Source organism: Sphingobium sp. LF-16 (assembly GCF_003711185.1).
Lineage (GTDB): Bacteria > Pseudomonadota > Alphaproteobacteria > Sphingomonadales > Sphingomonadaceae > Sphingobium > Sphingobium yanoikuyae_A.
Genome location: NZ_CP029335.1, coordinates 1,631,287 through 1,647,111, shown reverse-complemented (window position 1 = coordinate 1,647,111; position 15,825 = coordinate 1,631,287). Strand labels below are relative to the sequence as shown.

The window sequence follows — 15,825 nt, the reverse complement described above, 5'->3', positions numbered from 1 at the left end:
GGGCGTCGTGCGGATCGGCGCGACGCCCCTTTCTGTCTGTCAGGCCGCGCGGATCACGCAGCGAAAGCCGATATGGCTGGTCGAGGAGTCGATCGCCTGGGCATGGCGCGCGGCTGGGCGATAGCGCCGGCAATAGCTGGGCGCGCAGAGGTGCGAGCCCCCTTTAAGGACACGGCGCGGGATGAGGATGTGTGGCTGCTGCGGGTCATAGCTGGCTTCGCGCGCCTGGTTGAGCGGGTTGCGCGGCGCGCAGCAGGGGCGCGAGGGATCGGCCTGGTGCCGGGCGGCGTAGAAATCCTCGGTCCATTCCCAGACATTGCCGATCATGTCGGACAGGCCATAGCCATTGGCGGGGAAGCTGCCGACCGGCGAGGTGCGTTCATAGCCGTCGATCAGCAGATTTTCGGACGGGAAATTGCCCTGCCAGAAATTCGCCATCGCCTTGCCGTCGGGCAACAGTTCGTCGCCCCAGGCAAATTCCTGGCCATCGACGCCGCCGCGCGCGGCAAATTCCCATTCCGCTTCCGTGGGCAGCGCCTTGCCGGCCCAGGCGGCATAGGCAGCCGCGTCGTCATAGGTGACATGGACCACCGGATGATCGTCGAGGTCATCGATCGAGGAGTCCGGGCCGAGCGGATGGCGCCAGTCGGCGTCGAAGACATAGCGCCACCACTGGCTCCAGTCATGCAGCGGCACCGGACGTTCGGTCGGCGTGAAGACCAGCGAGGCGGGGCGCAGCATGTCCGGCTGGGCGCCGGGATAATCGTCCGGATTGGGGGCGATCTCCGCCGTGGTGCGGTGGCCGGTCGCCTCGACGAAGCGGCGGAAGTCGCGATTGGTGACGGGGGTGGCATCGATCCAGAAGGCGTCGACCTCGACCGGATGGGCCGGCGCTTCCTCGGGATAATGATGGTCCGACCCCATGATGAAGCGGCCGCCGGGAATATGGATCATGTTGTCCGGCGCAGTGGCCGCAGGGGCGAGGGGGGATGGCACGGTCAACCGATACTCCTTGTCTGTCGATCCTGTTGATGCGCCTATACGGCGCGCGTCGCAATGGCCGCGAACAGGGCAATGCCGGCCACGCACATGATCAGCGCCATGACCAGCACCGGCCGGCCCAGATGAAACTGGTTGGTCTGCTTGAGGTCGGACAGCGTCATCCAGTAACCCCATGTGCCAAGCAGAATGGCCAGCGTCCCCATGCCGGCGAGGAACAGGCCGATATGCTGCGGGCTCTGGGAATCGCCATGGCCCGTCTTCTCCGTGGCGGCGTCGAGAAATTTGTAGATGGTGAAGCCGAAGCTGAGCATCGAGAGCGAGGTGCGAATCCAGGCCATCAAGGTGCGATCGGCGGCCATGACGGTGCGTTTTGCACCCAGATCGGCTGGCAGATTGGGAATGTCTTCCGTCATGATCGCCGCTCCATCAGCGAGAAATCTTGCGGTGATCCTAGGCGTGCCGTCGGGGATTGGCGATCATGATAAACCCTGGGACGGCACGGTAACGATCTGTTGCCGGTGCGCGGGCGCAAAGGGGCGCGGAGCGTTGGATAGCAGCATGTTATGGTCGCGCCGGATGACGGGCGTCGGCGCAAAAGGCCGATCAGGGCAAATCCCGACTTGGCCGGCCCCGGCGGCGCTCTAGCTTGATAGCGACAGGACAAGGCCGGGACGGTGCGCAAATGACCACCCGGCAGCAGGGATCGGCCGGGACTACCGGCCCATGAAATGACTGCCACCCATCCCCCTGGGTGTGGTCATGCATCAGGCGGGAAGAAGGACTGCACTTTCCGCCTGATGCTCCGTCAGCCTCAGGCCCTGCTCGGAAAGAAATGCGGCCAAATCGGCAATTATCCCGATGGGCCGTATCGGCGGAACAGCGATAGTCGGCTGCAGCAAGGGAGATGGCGTCCGATGGCTGCATCGCGCATCTCGCCGCGCGTCCGATCCGGGCAGAAGGAGCTTGTGATGAGGTCTAGGATAAAATGTCTCTGTGTGCCGCTGGCGCTGCTTTCCGCATCCACTGCCCATGCGCAGACTGCCGCACCGGCGGCGGGCGTGGTCGAGCCGGCGGCAATGGACGCGATGGACAAGATGAGCGCCAAGCTGATCGCGCTGCCCGGATTCGCGCTGAAGGCCGATGTCACGACCGAAGTGGTGCTGGATACCGGCCAGAAACTGCAATTCACCGGTGCGCTGGACATTCAGGTCCACAAGCCCGACGCGTTCAAGATCGTCGCCACATCCGACATTCAGAACCGCGAATATTATTTTGGCGGCGGCAAGTTCACGGTGCTGGCGCCGCGCCTGAACTATTATGCCAGCGTGCCGGTGACCGGTTCGATCGGCCAGTCGCTCGACAGCCTGCGCACCACCTATGGTGTCGAACTGCCGCTGGCCGACCTGTTCACCTGGGGCACGGACCAGATGCTGCGCAGCCGCATAAAGTCGGGCTATGTCATCCGCCCCGAGACGATCGATGGCCGTACCTGCACCCATTATGCCTTCCGCCAGGAAAAGGTCGACTGGCAGATATGGATCGAGGACAGCAGCCAGTTGCCCTGCAAGATGGTGATCACCGACACGAATGATCCGTCGATGCCGCAATATAGCGCGCTGATGCGCTGGGACGGCAGCGCGCGACCGTCGGCGGCTGACCTCGCCTTCACCGCGCCAGCCGGCGCCAATCCGATCCACATGGTGGACCTGAGCAAGGGAGAGGCGAAATGAGCATGGAGGCAAAACGCGGCCTGGCCATCATCGCGTCGCTTGCCCTGATGGCCGAACCGGTCGTCATCGGTCGGGTCATGCTGTCATCGGCGGCGCTGGTGCTGGGCATGGCCGCATCGACGGCGGAGGCGGCGCCGCCCCGGAACCGTGGCAATCGCGGTGGCGGCGGGCGCGCACGACCGGCGCGGCCCTCGGGCGGCGGCCATGCGGCACGGCCGGGCAATTCCCATCCCGGCGGGCGGCCGGGCGTTCGCGGCGGATCGGTCAACAATGTCAATCACAACCGGCATCACAACACGGTCAACAATGTCCATGTGAATGTTGATCATGGCGGTGGACATCATGGTGGCGGTCCGGACCGCTACGACCATTATGATCATCATCGCCATGACCGGTGGGATGATGATTGGGACGATCACTGGCATCCGGTGGCGACCGCGGCCGCGGTGACGCTGACGGCGGCGGCGATCGGATCGATCGTGCGCAGCATTCCGCCGGATTGTTCGACCGTGGTGGTCAATGGCATCAGCTATTCGCAGTGCGGCAACAGCTGGTATCAGCCGCAATATGTCGGATCGTCGGTGCAATATGTGGTGGTCAATCCGCCACGCTGAGGCGCCGGTCGATCAAAGGAAAAAGCGGCCGTCCGAAAGGGCGGCCGCTTTTTTTGTGGTGCAGGTGCCGGACAGGCGAGGAGGCCCGTCCGGCAATATGATCAGAACTTGACCGAGGCGTTCACGAAGAAGGCGCGGCCGTATACGTCGTAGGTCGACGGATAGGTGTTCGACTGCTGCTGGTTGTCGCCCATGATCGGCGGCTTCTTGTTGAACATGTTGTTCATGCCCAGCGACCAGCCGAAGGTTTCCGTCGCCTGCACCTGAAGGCCGAGGTCGAACAGGTTGTAGGCCTTGATCTTCTCGACGCTATAGGTGGTCGTATCGTCGTCGTCGCGGACGCTCGACAGATAGCGATGGGTCAGGCCCAGGGTGATCGGACCGCTGCTCCAGGTGATGCGGTTGTTGAGCCGCAGCTTGGAATAGGGATCGCCGCAATAGACGCCGAAGCGGCCGGCGCAGCTCTGGTTCAGTTCCGGGATCGCCGCGACCGGGTTCAGGTCGTAACGGATCAGGCGGGTGCCTGCGACGCGGAAGCTGAGCTTGCCGGTCTTGGCGCCGAACACGCCGAAGTTGAGCGGCAGGCTGTAGTTCATCTCGAAGTCCACGCCCTCGGTCTTGAGACCACCGGTGTTGGACAGGAGATTTTCCGCGCCCTCGATCGCATAGCTGTTCTCGTTGCGCGGCAGCAGCGAGCAATAGCTGCTGTCATAGGGCGTCCAGCCATTGGACTGATCGCCATAGCAGGCCTTGATGATGTTCGCGGTGCCCGGCGTCGAGATATAATTGTCGATCTTGATATGGTAATAATCGACCGTCAGGCTGAAGCGCGGCAGGAAGCTGGGCTGGAGCACGACGCCCGCGGTCCAGGTGTCCGACTTTTCCTCACGCAGGTTCGGGTTGCCGCCGGTGATCGAATCGATCTGCGAGCTGCCACCGTTGATGTCGGTGCCGAGCGCGCTCGACGGAACGCCGGTCGCGACGCAGCTGGCCGCCAGGCTGGCATTGGTGGTCGCGTCCTCGGTCGAGCAGGGATCGTTCGCAGTCGGGAAGTCCTGCGACTGGCCCGAATAGAGATCCGCGACGGTCGGCGCACGCACCGCCCGGCTGTACTGGCCGCGGAAGGTGACGTCCTTGATCGGCGCGTAGATGAGGCCGGCCGAGAAGGTGCCGACATTCTTGGCTGCGGTCGAGTAATGCGAGAAGCGATAGGCGCCGTTGAAGTCGAGCTTGTGGACCAGCGGCAGGTCGGCGAGCAGCGGCACGTCGATTTCGGCGAACAACTCCTTCACATTATAGCCGCCCGACAGGCCTTCACCGGCGTTGAAGCCGACGACGTCGCCCGAGGACAGGGCATAGTCCGGATCATAGCTGCCATGTTCGGAGCGATATTCCGCACCGAAGGCGATACCGGCCGGGCCGGCGCCCAGGTCGAACAGATTGCCGTTGGTGACGGCGAAGCTGGCGACCTGTTCGGTCACGGTGCTGACATTCTTGACCGGGATCGAGATGAAGGCGGCGGCTTCGCTGCTGATATTGCCTTCGCCGAAGATGTTCAGCGGGACGCAGCCATTGCTGGTGTCCGAACAGACCAGGTTGCCGTCGCTGTCATAGGTGGTCTTGAGCGCCTGCTCCACGCGGCTGCGCGATACGTTGCCGGTCTGGGTCTCGACCTGCTTGGTGCGCGAATAGCTGTAATAGCCGTCATAGTTCCAGTCGCCGGCAATCTGGCCCTTGGCACCGATCAGGGTGCGATAGGCGGTGTTGTCGACATTGGAGATGCGGGCGCCGACCTCGTTGAGGCGGCGATAGATGGCGGCGGTGGCATAGCCATCGCCATCGGTGTCCGCTGCCGACAGCAGCGCCTGGGATTCCGGCGAAAGCAAGGAGGAGTCGACGTCGAGCGAGACCGAGCCGGTGAACGGCGTGGACGCCAGGCGGTTCTTCACCCGGTTGTTGATGAACTGACCCTCGGCATAGACGATCAGGTGATCGTTGACGTCATAATGGGTCTGGGCGCTCAGCAGAATGCGCTTCTGGGGCACCTGCAGATAATTGTCCGGCGCATAATTATAGGCGTCGGTGGACGAGTCATAGGCCGAATAGCTGCCGTCCTGATTGAACTTATACTGGGTGCCGGACAGGGCGAAGCGGGTGCCGGGGATCGAGCCCGAGCCGCCGGCGGCCAGGCCGCCATCGCCGTCATCGGTATAGGCCTGCTTGGTGTAGCTGCGGGCCGACTGCTGCACGGCGTCGCGCTTTGTGTAATCGATATAGAAGGTGGCGTTGCCGCGACCGTCGGCGAAATTGCCACCCATCAGCAGGTTGGTGTTGAAAGTGCCGCCGTCGCCGGCCTGGTTGATGCGATAATTGGCGTTTGCTTCCACGCCAGAAAAGTCGCGCTTGGTCACGAAGTTGATGACGCCGGCGATCGCGTCCGAACCATAGACGGCGGAACGGCCGCCCGACACGACCTCGACATGGTCGATCAAGCCCGCCGGAACGGTGTTGAGATCGACGATCTGGTTGGAGTCATAGGAGACGTAGCGACGCCCATCGACCAGCACCAGGGTGCGGTTGGCACCCAGGCCGCGCAGGTCGGCCGTCGACACGCCGCCGCCCGGATTATTGGATGCCGCCGTCGTGCTGGGGATCAGCTGGGGCAGGTCATTGATGATCGATTCGACGTTGACCTTGCCGCTGAGCTTCAACTCCTGCGCGCTGACGATCGCGATCGGCGATGCCTGCTGCAGGTCGGGGCGGGCGATGCGCGAGCCGGTGACGACGATGGTGTCGCTGGTCGCGCCATCATCCGCCGCGCTGGTCTGCGCGAAGGCCGGGGTCGCCAGGCCGAGCAGGATGGTCGACGCCGAAAGGCGCCGCATGATGTGAGACGGCATGAAAATAATCTCCCTTGGGATATTCTATCCCGGTCCGCGCCCTGTTGGTTTTGTCCTTGGGGTGACGCGAGCCGATGGAGAGATTTGTATGCGTGCGACGAAGTGCGTCAACGCGATTTGCCGTGTTTCACAAAGGTTTAACAAAGCTGTTGCCAATAAAAAACAGATATGACGATATTTTTTATTATGTTGTGAAATGTTGCGTATGTTTCACGGAATTTCATGATTTATGAAATGTTGTAATTATATTTGATTTGTGACGAAAAAATCCCCGCATATTTTCATATGCGGGGTAATGGATCTGATTTTTATTATGATTAGTTGGCGGCGTTGCCAGCCGTGACGGGGTGGACGAAGATATAGCCTTCGTTGCGCACGGTGCGGATCGTCTGTCCCTTGAGGCCGCCAGCCGACAATTTGCGACGCAGACGGCACAGCTGGACATCGATGGCGCGGTCATAATGGTCGCTCGACGCGCCATAGACCTGATCGAGCAACTGGTGGCGGTTGAGCACCTGGCGCGCATTGGCCACGAAGACGCGCAGCAACTGATATTCGCCCTCCGACAGCGAGATGGTGCCGCCGCTCGGATCGAACAACTGGCGGGTGGTAAGGTCGAAGCGCCAGCCCTGGAAGGCGACCCAGCTATTGTCGCGCGGTGCCGTAGCCATGGTGCCGGCATCGGCCTGGCGGCGACGGGCGCGCAGGGCCGCATTGGCGCGGGCGAGCAGTTCGCGGGCGTTGCAGGGCTTTGTCAGATAATCTTCCGCGCCCATTTCCAGGCCCAGGATGCGATCAATGTCGCTGCTGGCGCGGCTGTGGATGATGACCGGAATGCGCCGCTCGAACGCGAATTCGCGCAGCAGGCCGGCTGTATGCTGACCCGGCATCATCGGTTCGGCGATCAACAGGTCATAATGACCCACTTCCGAAAGGCGGCGCATGTCGGCGAGATTGGCGGCGGTGTCGACGTCGAAGCCATAGCGGCCGAAATAGTCCGACAGCGACGTCAGCAGTGCTGCGTCATCGTCGGCAAGGAGGATGTGGCTGTTCTGCATGATCGAGCATAGGACGGCGCCGTTGCGGCCATCCCGTCGCGTGATTTCGCGTCGCGGCATGTCTGTTGTTCCAGTCGGTCGGCAATGGCAGCCTCGCCATGCCGGTAATAGTCGTTGAAATGGGCGATGGCGCCTTCGTCCAATATGTCGCGCATGCGCAGCGGGCGACCGAAGCGGCCCGAGGCATTGGCGCGGCGGAGCAGCTTGCGGCTGAACCCATACCAGCCGGGCAGATGGAGCAGGCAGTCCTTGTCCGCGACGGCGCGCCGGGTGAAGAGATTGGCTGCGCGAAAGGCCCAGAGCAGCAGCCGGCCGGGGGAGGGGTTGCGTGTGCCCCAGTCCAGCCGGTCGAGGGTGATATCCAGCCCGAAACGGGCGGCATAGGTGGCGGCGAAACCGCGTGGATCGGCGCGAAAATCCTCATAGCGGAAGACATGGACATTGTCCGCGCCGAACAGCCGGTCATAATGAGCGATCAGCCGGGCATAGTCGAAATGCTCGCGGCGGAAGCCGGGCGCCTCGTCCCGCTCCGGCGCCACCGGGCCGAGCCGGTCGCGGCCGAACAGGTAGCGATGGATGCCGAAAGTGCCGCCGCCCTTCACATATTGGAGATAGGCGGACGCGATGGCCGAGCAGGGATCGCGCACGAAGATGACGATCTGCGCGCCGGGCAGCGTATCGTGGATGCGGCCGGCGACATCCTTGGAAAGATTGCCGGCCAGCCCGCCATTATGCAGCCCGCCGCTCAGATTTTCCTCGCACAGGATGATGTCGTCGCGGTCCTGGCCCAGTCTGTGGCGGGCATGGTCAGGCTCGAAATGCAGCGCGCCGGCTTCCAGAAAGGCGGCCCGCGCGACAGCGCGGGGCAGGTAGCGACGATTGCGGACGGCGGGATAGAAAATATCCTGGAACCAGGTGGTGCCGGTCTTGTGATAGCCGATATGGACGATGGGGCCCCTGTAGTTGCGCATCCTATCCTCCTTCGGTCAGTGCGGGCGTGCTGCGAGACGGGGCGGGCCGACGGGGCGGCAGTTCATGCAGGATCAGGCGGCAATGCCGTTCCCACGACAGGTTGTTCGCGGCCCAGATCCGCGCCTGATCGCCCAGCCGGCGGCAGAGCGCGGGATCGCGCGCCAGCAGCGCGAGCGCCGCGCGCAATGCGCTGGGGGAATTGCCGTCGACGACCAGGCCGGTGACGCCGTCGCGGACCAGTTCGGCCGGGCCGCCATCCGCGCCGACGATGCAGGCCAGCCCCTGTGCCATGGCATCGGCGACGCTGAGGCCGAAGCCTTCCACCTCGGCGCCATCCTCCAGCGCGATCTGGGGGTGGAGGAAGATGTCAGCATCGCGATATTGCTCGGCCAGTTCCGCGTCGGAGACATAGCCGGCCAGGCGGACATGATCCTCCAACTGGTGGCGGCGCACGGTCTGTTGGATGCGGATGCCGTCCACCCCGCGGCCGACGATGGTGTAGCGCAGTGAGGCCTCCTCGCGCAGGCAGGCGGCTGCGGCGTCGATCGCGGCCGGAATATTCTTGCGCGCGACGAGGCGGCAGACGGTCAGTATCTGAGCCGGCGCGTCGCCATTTTGGAACTCGGTGGTGGGGCGGTCGGCCGGCATGCGCACCCCGTTCCAGGCGACGATGGTGCGCGCGGCGAGATCGGGCAGGCGCTGCACCAGCAGGTCGCGGGTGACGGCGCTGACCGCGACGATGCGCCGGGCGCGGCGCAGCACCAGCCGCAGCAGGGCGAAGGCGCCGCCGGCCGGGCGACCGACTTCCCGGCCATGGATCGTCACGATGAGGGGGCGGGGAAAGGCGAGGGCAGGCAGGGCCGCACGCCAGGTGCAGGCATGGATCGCTTGTGGGCGCTCGCCGCGCAGCCAGGCGCCGGCCATGGCGCGGAACAGCCGGCCATAGACCCGCAGGCGCGAGGCCGGGCCGACATCGATCAGTTCGACGCCGTCGCTGCTGACCCGGCGCGGGCCAGCCGAGGATTTGGCGAACAGGGTGACGCGCCAGCCCAGCGCGGCATAGGCGCGGGCGGTTTCGGCCACATAGGTCTGGACCCCGCCTTCATCAGGCGCATGGACGCGGGCGACGAGCCAGAGGCGGCGATCGGCATCAGCCATGGCGCAGCGCCTCCCGCAGCGGATAGGGTGTCGGAACGGGTCTCGCTGCTGGTGCGCCGCGCGTCAGATAATCCGCGACCGCCCTTGCCGCGCGCGCCGAGGCGGGCGCGCCGCCGCTGGTGAAGGTATCGGACAGGCCGCGTCGTTGGGCGGCGTCATACATGCCGTGGGCGGCTATGGCGGCGGCGACCTTGTCCGGGATGCGATCGGCGGATTCATGGACTGGGCCATAATGCCAATGGGCATAGTTGGGATCCTCGCGCCACTGTGCGCGATGGCCGTTGAGGAACAGGCAGGGGCGCGGCGTGGCGATGAATTCGTAGATCTGGCTCGACACGTCGCCGATATAGGCGGCGGCAAGCTGGACATAGCTCATGTCGACGCTTGCCCGGCTGCCGAGGTCGACATGGATATGCGGCAGGGCGGCAAATTCAGCCAGCATGCGCTCAGCCGCAGCGCGCTTGCGGCGATTGTCGAACAGGCGGACATGGGGCGCGACGATCAGATTAAAGCGATCATCGGCCGCGAACTGGCGCAGCACATCCATGCCCATCGCCTGCCAGGAGGAGAGGCGCGGCGAGAAATGCGGGTTGTAGAGGATGATCGGGCGACTGTCGGTAAAGGGGCTGGCCGGGCGCTGACCCTGGGTCAGGTCGAACTTGCCATAGCCGGCAATGGCGTAATGATCCTCGCGGATCAGGCCCTGTGCCAGCATCCGGCGGCGCTGCTTCTCGCCCGCCAGCAGGACGAAGTCGAACAGCGCGATGCGCGGATCATAGCCGACCGCGCGGTCGCCTGCGCCATGACAGGTGTGGATGAAGCGGCTGTCCGCCAGCCCGAGACGGCGCAGCAGCAGCGAGGTGCGTTCGGGCACGACGATCGCGTCATAGCGGGCGAGACGGCGGCGTGCAGCGAGCAGGGTGGCGAGCTTGGGCGGGCTGGCATGGCCCGACAGATGGGACAGGCTGCGCAGCCAGATATTGTCGAGATGGATGAAGTTCAGCCGGCCGCCGCCATGACGGGCCGCCAGGTCGCGGGCCAGCGCAATATGATCGGCGCCGGCCGCGATGATATCGACGCGAAAGCGCGGATCATGCGACAATTCCAGTGCCAGCGGCATGGCGTGCAGAAGATGATGGATCTGCGCGTTGAAGAAGAAGCAGATCGACTGCGTCTTCCTGTCTGCCTTTTCGGTCCGGGCCGGGAAATTGATCGGCTGTTGTATCACGCTGCACTCCGCGTCTGACGCTGGTCAGGCGAAGTGTCTGCGTGTGATTTTGCCCGGCGATTTCAGATTGCGGCGATGTCTGTAACATTGTGCGCCGGGTTCGGCATTTCCATGTCAGCCCTGCCCGGCGGCGAACTGCCCTATTTCCGGACGACGGCGGCGTTGAGGAACGGATCATTGCCGATGAACATCGGCGTGCTGTCGAACAGCGAGATGCGCCATTCGCCGTCCGCATCCCGGCGGAATTCCATGCGGCAATCGGCGACGATGGTCGGGCCGACCAGGTTCAGGATCGGCGCCTTGCCCTCACCCGAATAATTGACCAGCATGAACTGCGCGCTGCCATGGTCGGCGGCCGGGAATTGAATGCGCATGTTGGTGATGGTGTGCCGCTGGGTGCGGACGCCATCCTTTTGCTGGGTGGCGACGCGCTCGTTGCGGGCGGTGTAGAAGGCGGTGATGGGGCCATGGCCCTGATGCAGCGTGCCGCCGACCAGATAATGGCAATCGTCGGTGCAGAGCGGCGCGACGTTCATGCCGCCGTTGAGGTCGAGATCATAGCCCCAGTCGATCACCAGTTGCTCGATCTCCAGCGCGGCAATGGCGGTTTCGGCGGTGAAGCGGGGCATTATCCTCATCCTTTCCTGTGGCATGCTGCTCTTTCCGACAGCTTGTGCGCATGGGGATGGGTGCCCGCAAGCATAGAGGGCTCCGCCGTGGCGATGCTTGATGGGTGGTCAGGGCTGGGGCGCGACCGCGTCCATGATCGTGAGTTTCTCGCCGGTCGAGGCGCCGACGCTGGAGTCGGTGACTAGGATGGTGGTGCCCGGCTTCAACTGGCTGCGGATCTTGTCGTAGAAGCCGCGCGGCAGGCGCACCCGGTTCAGCACCGCTTCGTCCACGACATTCTCGACATCATTTTCATGGCCCGGCAGGCCGACATAGAGCCAGTGGGTCTTCCCATCCTTCCCCATGGTGAGGGTGATGACATGGGAGCCGGGATCGCCCTCCTTGATCTCGGCGACGCTGCGGCCGATTTCCGTGCCGTTGCGCAGCACGACGATCCGCTGCTCCTTCTTCGAGACGATGATGGTCAGCGGGCCGCTGGTCGCCAGTTCGGGTTGCCAGCGATATTCCTCGCCCTTGAGCGGGCGATATTCGACCTGCTCGCCCTTGTCGTTGATCGGTGACAAGAGGCTCGCCTGGCTGGTGCGCATATGGGTGGCAGCATTGCCCTGAACCACCACGGTCGCACCCAGGCTGGTGATGGCGAAGAGTTCCTGCGAGAATTTATAGGGCAGGTGGATGCAGCCATGGCTTTCGGGATAGCCCGGCAGGCCGCCGGCATGGAGCGCGACGCCGTCCCAGGTCAGGCGCTGCTGATAAGGCATGGGCGCGTTATTATAGGTGCTGGACCGATGGTCCTTGTCCTTCTGCAGGATGGTGAAGACGCCGGTGGGCGTTGCATGGCCTTCCTTGCCCGAGGAGATGGTGGACACGGCGATGCGCACGCCATTGCGATAGACGGTCGCGATCTGGCGCGAGAGATCGACATAGACGAGCAGCGGCCCGGTCGGCGATACCTGTGGCGCCCAGACCCATTGGCCCGGCTTCAGATTGTCGGCACGGCGAGCAAATTCGGGAGGGGATGTGGCGCGATCGCCCTGGGCGAGAGCGGGATAGGGGAGCAGCAGCAAGGCGCAAAACAGGCGACCGTGGCGAACCATATTGCGGTAGTCGATCGGCACGTCATGTCCCCCTGGTTATCGTTGCGCGGTGATATCCGTGATCCTTGTGCATTTCCATCGGGGGCGACCCTGAGGCGTCATGATGAAGGGGGGGGAGGTCCATGAGATAATCGTTTCTGTTGCGCCCGAAACGGACCTTGTGCGTCAGTCCTGCTGATTGACCGGCGCATGGGGTTCTGCGCATCCTTTTCGGCCGCAGCGATGATCGAGGGGAATGCTTTGGACCGTTGGCAAGCCATGAAGATATTCGTTCGCGTGGCGGAAACAGGCGGTTTTGCCGAAGCCGCGCGGCAATTGCATCTGAGCCCGCCGGCGGTCACGCGGGCGATTTCCGCGCTGGAGGATGAGATCGGCGTGCGCCTTCTAACGCGGACCACGCGATCGGTGAAGTTGACCGAGGCAGGACGCGGCTATCTGGACGATTGCCGGCGGATATTGGCCGACATGGCGGATGCGGACGCGGCGGCGGCGGGCGCCCATGGCAATCCCACCGGCACGCTGATCGTCACGGGATCGGTAATCTTCGGCCAGATGTATGTGCTGCCGATCCTGCTCGACTATCTGGATCGCTTTCCGGCGGTGACCGGGCGCAGCCTGTTCGTCGACCGGCTGGTCAATATCGTCGAGGAAGGCATCGATGTCGCCATCCGGATCGGGCATCTGCCGGATTCGGGCCTCAGCGCCATTCGGGTCGGGACGGTGCGGCGGGTCATCTGTGGCGCGCCGGCTTATTTCGAGCAGCATGTCATGCCCCGGACCCCGGCCGACCTTGTCCATCATCGCATCATCGGCCCGACCGAGGCATGGGCCTCCCCCGAATGGCATTTCGGGCCGGAGGGCCGGAGCAGCGTCACCGTCCACCCCCAACTTTTCTGCAATACCAATGAAGCGGCGATCGCCGCTGCCGAGCAGGGCTGGGGGCTGACCCGCGTGCTGTCCTATCAGGTCGAGCCGGCACTGGCGGCCGGGCGGCTGGTCACGGTTCTGGACGAGCAGATGGAAAAGCCGCTGCCGATCCATGTCATCCACGCCGAAGGGCGGCGGGCGGCGGCCAAGGTGCGCAGCTTCGTCGATCTGGCGGTCGATCGGCTGCGGGCCAATCCTCTGTTCCAGCAGACATGACCATTATTCCATCATAAGGAATAATGACTTCCAGCTTTCCCAAATTATCAGGAATGACGACAAGGATTATCTCTGTCTCCAGAAGCTGAAGCCCTTGCTCAGCGACCCCAACAGGGTGGTGGACATGATGAAGAAACTGGTCATTTCGATGCTGCTGGCGACCGCCGGCATCGCTGCCTCGGCCGAGGCGATCGCCGCGCCCGCGAGCGCCGTCGCCACGCAGGCCGCGGCCGCCACGGTCCATTATCGCAGCGCCACGATCGATGGCGTCAAGATGTTCTATCGCGAAGCCGGCCCCGCCGACGGCCCGGTGGTGCTGCTGCTCCACGGCTTCCCGACATCGTCGCACATGTTCCGCAACCTGATCCCGCTCCTCGCCGACCGCTATCATGTGATCGCGCCGGACTATCCGGGCTTTGGCCAGAGCGACGCGCCCGACCATCGCCAGTTCACCTACAGCTTCGCCCATTATGCCGACATGGTCGACACGCTGATGGGCAAGATCGGCGCCCGGCGCTACGCCATGTATGTCATGGATTATGGCGCCCCGGTCGGCTACCGCCTCGCCCTCAAGAATCCCGAGCGGGTCAGCGGCCTCATCGTCCAGAATGGCAATGCCTATGAGGAAGGGCTGGGCGCCTTCTGGGATCCGATCAGGACCTATTGGCAGAGCGGATCGGCCAAGGATCGCGAGGCGCAGGCCTGGCTCGTCGGCCTCGACGCCACCAAGTTCCAATATACCGATGGCGTGCGCGACCTGTCGCGGATCAGCCCCGACAATTGGGTGCAGGACCAGGCCTTGCTCGACCGGCCGGGCAACAAGGATATCCAGCTCGACCTGTTCTACGATTATCGCACCAATGTGCCGCTCTACCCGGCATTCCAGGCCTTCTTCCGCGAACGCAAGCCGCCTACGCTGATTGTCTGGGGCAAGAACGACAAGATCTTCCCCGAACCCGGCGCGCATCCCTACAAGCGTGACCTGCCCGACGCGGAGATGCATATTCTCGATACCGGCCATTTCGCCCTGGAAGACAAGCTGGATGAAATGGCGCCGCTGATCCGCGACTTCCTCGATCGCAAGGTCGCGGCGCGCTGAACCCCCGGCGGGGCCATGGTGATGCATGGCCCCGCAACGGACGGATGATGGGAGACGGACCATGTCCTACGGTTTTCTGGATATCGCCACGACGCCGAGCGTCCGCGCGGCGCAGGCGGAGATGGGCGCGGACGCCCATTGGGCGGCGTTCAGCGGCAATCGCGCTTTTGACCGCTTCACCGACAATGAAGCCCATTTCCTGGCGGCCCGCGACAGTTTCTACATGGCCACCGTGTCGGAGGATGGCTGGCCCTATGTCCAGCATCGCGGTGGCCCGGCCGGCTTCCTCAAGCTGATCGACGACCGGACGCTGGCCTTTGCCGACTATCGCGGCAACCGCCAATATATCAGCACCGGCAACCTGGCCGCAAACGACCGGGCTTGCCTGATCCTGATGGACTATCCCCGCCGCGCCCGGCTGAAAATCTATGTCCATGTCGAGAAGCTGGCGCTCGATGCCGATCCGGCGCTCACCGACCTCGTCATGGACAAGGATTACAAGGCGCGGGCAGAACGTATCTTCCGGCTGCGGCTGGAGGCGTTCGACTGGAATTGCCCGCAGCATATCACGCCGCGCTTCACCGAGCGCGAGATCGAACAGGCGGTCCGGCCGCTGCATGAGCGGCTGGCGCAACTGGAAGCTGAAAATAGGGCGTTGCAGAATCGCCTTGCAAAGATGGGAGACGCATGATGGACAATGTGAGACCGCCGCTGCCACCCTTCACCCTGGAGAGCGCGACACAGAAGGTGCGCCTGGCCGAGGATGGTTGGAACAGCCGCGATCCGGCCAGGGTGGCCATGGCCTATACGCCGCTCAGCCAGTGGCGGAACCGGGCGGAGTTCGTCAATGGCCGCTCCGCGATCATCGCCTTCCTGACGCGCAAATGGCAGCGCGAACTGGATTATCGGCTGATCAAGGAATTATGGGCCTTTGCCGACAACCGCATCGCGGTGCGCTTCGCCTATGAATGGCATGACGACAGCGGCAACTGGTTCCGTTCCTATGGCAACGAGAATTGGGAGTTTGACGCGAGCGGCCTGATGCAGCGGCGGTTCGCCTGCATCAATGATGCACCGATCAGCGCGGCCGACCGGAAATTCCACTGGACGCAGGGGCGCCGGCCTGACGATCATCCGGGGTTGAGCGAGCTAGGGATGTAGGGCGGCTGCCCGCAGAGAAATGCGATCGCCAGT

Annotated in this window: 15 protein-coding genes; 6 read left to right on the top strand and 9 right to left on the bottom strand. The window is 63.8% G+C overall.

Translation table 11 applies throughout. From position 1 onward, the window contains the following. Positions 1–39: 39 nt before the first annotated feature. Positions 40–954 carry a formylglycine-generating enzyme family protein gene (locus DIZ22_RS07735; RefSeq protein ID WP_048938617.1) on the bottom strand — a complete coding sequence of 305 codons (915 nt, stop codon included), beginning with the start codon at positions 952–954 and terminating at the stop codon, positions 40–42. An 83-nt stretch (positions 955–1,037) separates the two neighbouring features. Continuing rightward, on the bottom strand, positions 1,038–1,415 hold the full coding sequence (locus tag DIZ22_RS07730; RefSeq protein ID WP_004207429.1) for a DUF202 domain-containing protein: 378 nt from the start codon (positions 1,413–1,415) through the stop codon (positions 1,038–1,040). A gap of 555 nt (positions 1,416–1,970) precedes the next feature. Here DIZ22_RS07730 and DIZ22_RS07725 point away from each other — a divergent pair. Continuing rightward, positions 1,971–2,732: a DUF2092 domain-containing protein gene (locus DIZ22_RS07725; RefSeq protein WP_206364620.1), complete on the top strand. Its 762-nt coding sequence runs from the start codon at positions 1,971–1,973 to the stop codon at positions 2,730–2,732. Continuing rightward, a complete protein-coding gene (locus DIZ22_RS07720) occupies positions 2,729–3,346 on the top strand; it encodes a hypothetical protein (RefSeq protein ID WP_037520350.1) in 618 nt (205 codons plus the stop codon). Before DIZ22_RS07725 ends, DIZ22_RS07720 begins: the two co-directional genes overlap by 4 nt. 101 nt (positions 3,347–3,447) lie before the next feature. Here DIZ22_RS07720 and DIZ22_RS07715 read toward each other — a convergent pair whose 3' ends face one another. The 7 genes from DIZ22_RS07715 to DIZ22_RS07685 form a co-directional block, all read right to left on the bottom strand. Beyond that, the gene (locus DIZ22_RS07715; RefSeq protein ID WP_048938619.1) at positions 3,448–6,246 is read right to left on the bottom strand and encodes a TonB-dependent receptor; all 2,799 of its coding nucleotides are present in this window, start codon (positions 6,244–6,246) and stop codon (positions 3,448–3,450) included. A gap of 317 nt (positions 6,247–6,563) precedes the next feature. Then, the gene (locus tag DIZ22_RS07710; RefSeq protein ID WP_048938620.1) at positions 6,564–7,304 is read right to left on the bottom strand and encodes a response regulator transcription factor; all 741 of its coding nucleotides are present in this window, start codon (positions 7,302–7,304) and stop codon (positions 6,564–6,566) included. Further along, on the bottom strand, positions 7,256–8,275 hold the full coding sequence (locus tag DIZ22_RS07705) for a sulfotransferase (RefSeq protein ID WP_122928080.1): 1,020 nt from the start codon (positions 8,273–8,275) through the stop codon (positions 7,256–7,258). The genes DIZ22_RS07710 and DIZ22_RS07705 overlap by 49 nt, the downstream gene beginning before the upstream one ends. Position 8,276: 1 nt before the next feature. Beyond that, positions 8,277–9,434 (bottom strand): glycosyltransferase family 4 protein, encoded by a 1,158-nt coding sequence (locus DIZ22_RS07700; protein ID WP_048938622.1) that lies wholly within the window; start codon positions 9,432–9,434, stop codon positions 8,277–8,279. Further along, on the bottom strand, positions 9,427–10,662 hold the full coding sequence (locus tag DIZ22_RS07695; protein WP_048938623.1) for a hypothetical protein: 1,236 nt from the start codon (positions 10,660–10,662) through the stop codon (positions 9,427–9,429). Before DIZ22_RS07695 ends, DIZ22_RS07700 begins: the two co-directional genes overlap by 8 nt. Before the next feature lie 140 nt (positions 10,663–10,802). Beyond that, a complete protein-coding gene (locus tag DIZ22_RS07690; RefSeq protein WP_017502601.1) occupies positions 10,803–11,291 on the bottom strand; it encodes a nuclear transport factor 2 family protein in 489 nt (162 codons plus the stop codon). A gap of 108 nt (positions 11,292–11,399) precedes the next feature. After that, a complete protein-coding gene (locus DIZ22_RS07685; RefSeq protein WP_080993650.1) occupies positions 11,400–12,410 on the bottom strand; it encodes a L,D-transpeptidase in 1,011 nt (336 codons plus the stop codon). A gap of 237 nt (positions 12,411–12,647) precedes the next feature. Here DIZ22_RS07685 and DIZ22_RS07680 point away from each other — a divergent pair, with 237 nt between their 5' ends. The 4 genes from DIZ22_RS07680 (at position 12,648) to DIZ22_RS07665 (ending at position 15,792) form a co-directional block, all read left to right on the top strand. Continuing rightward, positions 12,648–13,532 carry a LysR family transcriptional regulator gene (locus DIZ22_RS07680; protein ID WP_234415585.1) on the top strand — a complete coding sequence of 295 codons (885 nt, stop codon included), beginning with the start codon at positions 12,648–12,650 and terminating at the stop codon, positions 13,530–13,532. A gap of 124 nt (positions 13,533–13,656) precedes the next feature. Continuing rightward, entirely contained in the window at positions 13,657–14,631 is a 975-nt protein-coding gene (locus DIZ22_RS07675) for an alpha/beta hydrolase (protein ID WP_048938650.1), read from the top strand. A gap of 61 nt (positions 14,632–14,692) precedes the next feature. Further along, positions 14,693–15,322 (top strand): pyridoxamine 5'-phosphate oxidase family protein, encoded by a 630-nt coding sequence (locus DIZ22_RS07670; protein WP_048938624.1) that lies wholly within the window; start codon positions 14,693–14,695, stop codon positions 15,320–15,322. Next, a complete protein-coding gene (locus DIZ22_RS07665) occupies positions 15,322–15,792 on the top strand; it encodes a nuclear transport factor 2 family protein (protein WP_048938651.1) in 471 nt (156 codons plus the stop codon). Before DIZ22_RS07670 ends, DIZ22_RS07665 begins: the two co-directional genes overlap by 1 nt. The last annotated feature ends 33 nt before the right edge of the window (positions 15,793–15,825 follow it).

Bases quoted from the DNA above. Each gene is read 5' to 3' on its own strand.
- DIZ22_RS07735 (WP_048938617.1), bottom strand. From the start codon at position 954: ATGATCCATATTCCCGGCGGCCGCTTCATCATGGGGTCGGACCATCAT.
- DIZ22_RS07690 (WP_017502601.1), bottom strand. From the start codon at position 11,291: ATGCCCCGCTTCACCGCCGAAACCGCCATTGCCGCGCTGGAGATCGAG.
- DIZ22_RS07670 (WP_048938624.1), top strand. From the start codon at position 14,693: ATGTCCTACGGTTTTCTGGATATCGCCACGACGCCGAGCGTCCGCGCG.
- DIZ22_RS07675 (WP_048938650.1), top strand. From the start codon at position 13,657: ATGATGAAGAAACTGGTCATTTCGATGCTGCTGGCGACCGCCGGCATC.
- DIZ22_RS07665 (WP_048938651.1), top strand. From the start codon at position 15,322: ATGGACAATGTGAGACCGCCGCTGCCACCCTTCACCCTGGAGAGCGCG.
- DIZ22_RS07720 (WP_037520350.1), top strand. From the start codon at position 2,729: ATGAGCATGGAGGCAAAACGCGGCCTGGCCATCATCGCGTCGCTTGCC.
- DIZ22_RS07700 (WP_048938622.1), bottom strand. From the start codon at position 9,434: ATGGCTGATGCCGATCGCCGCCTCTGGCTCGTCGCCCGCGTCCATGCG.
- DIZ22_RS07715 (WP_048938619.1), bottom strand. From the start codon at position 6,246: ATGCCGTCTCACATCATGCGGCGCCTTTCGGCGTCGACCATCCTGCTC.
- DIZ22_RS07710 (WP_048938620.1), bottom strand. From the start codon at position 7,304: ATGCAGAACAGCCACATCCTCCTTGCCGACGATGACGCAGCACTGCTG.
- DIZ22_RS07725 (WP_206364620.1), top strand. From the start codon at position 1,971: ATGAGGTCTAGGATAAAATGTCTCTGTGTGCCGCTGGCGCTGCTTTCC.
- DIZ22_RS07705 (WP_122928080.1), bottom strand. From the start codon at position 8,275: ATGCGCAACTACAGGGGCCCCATCGTCCATATCGGCTATCACAAGACC.
- DIZ22_RS07680 (WP_234415585.1), top strand. From the start codon at position 12,648: ATGAAGATATTCGTTCGCGTGGCGGAAACAGGCGGTTTTGCCGAAGCC.
- DIZ22_RS07730 (WP_004207429.1), bottom strand. From the start codon at position 1,415: ATGACGGAAGACATTCCCAATCTGCCAGCCGATCTGGGTGCAAAACGC.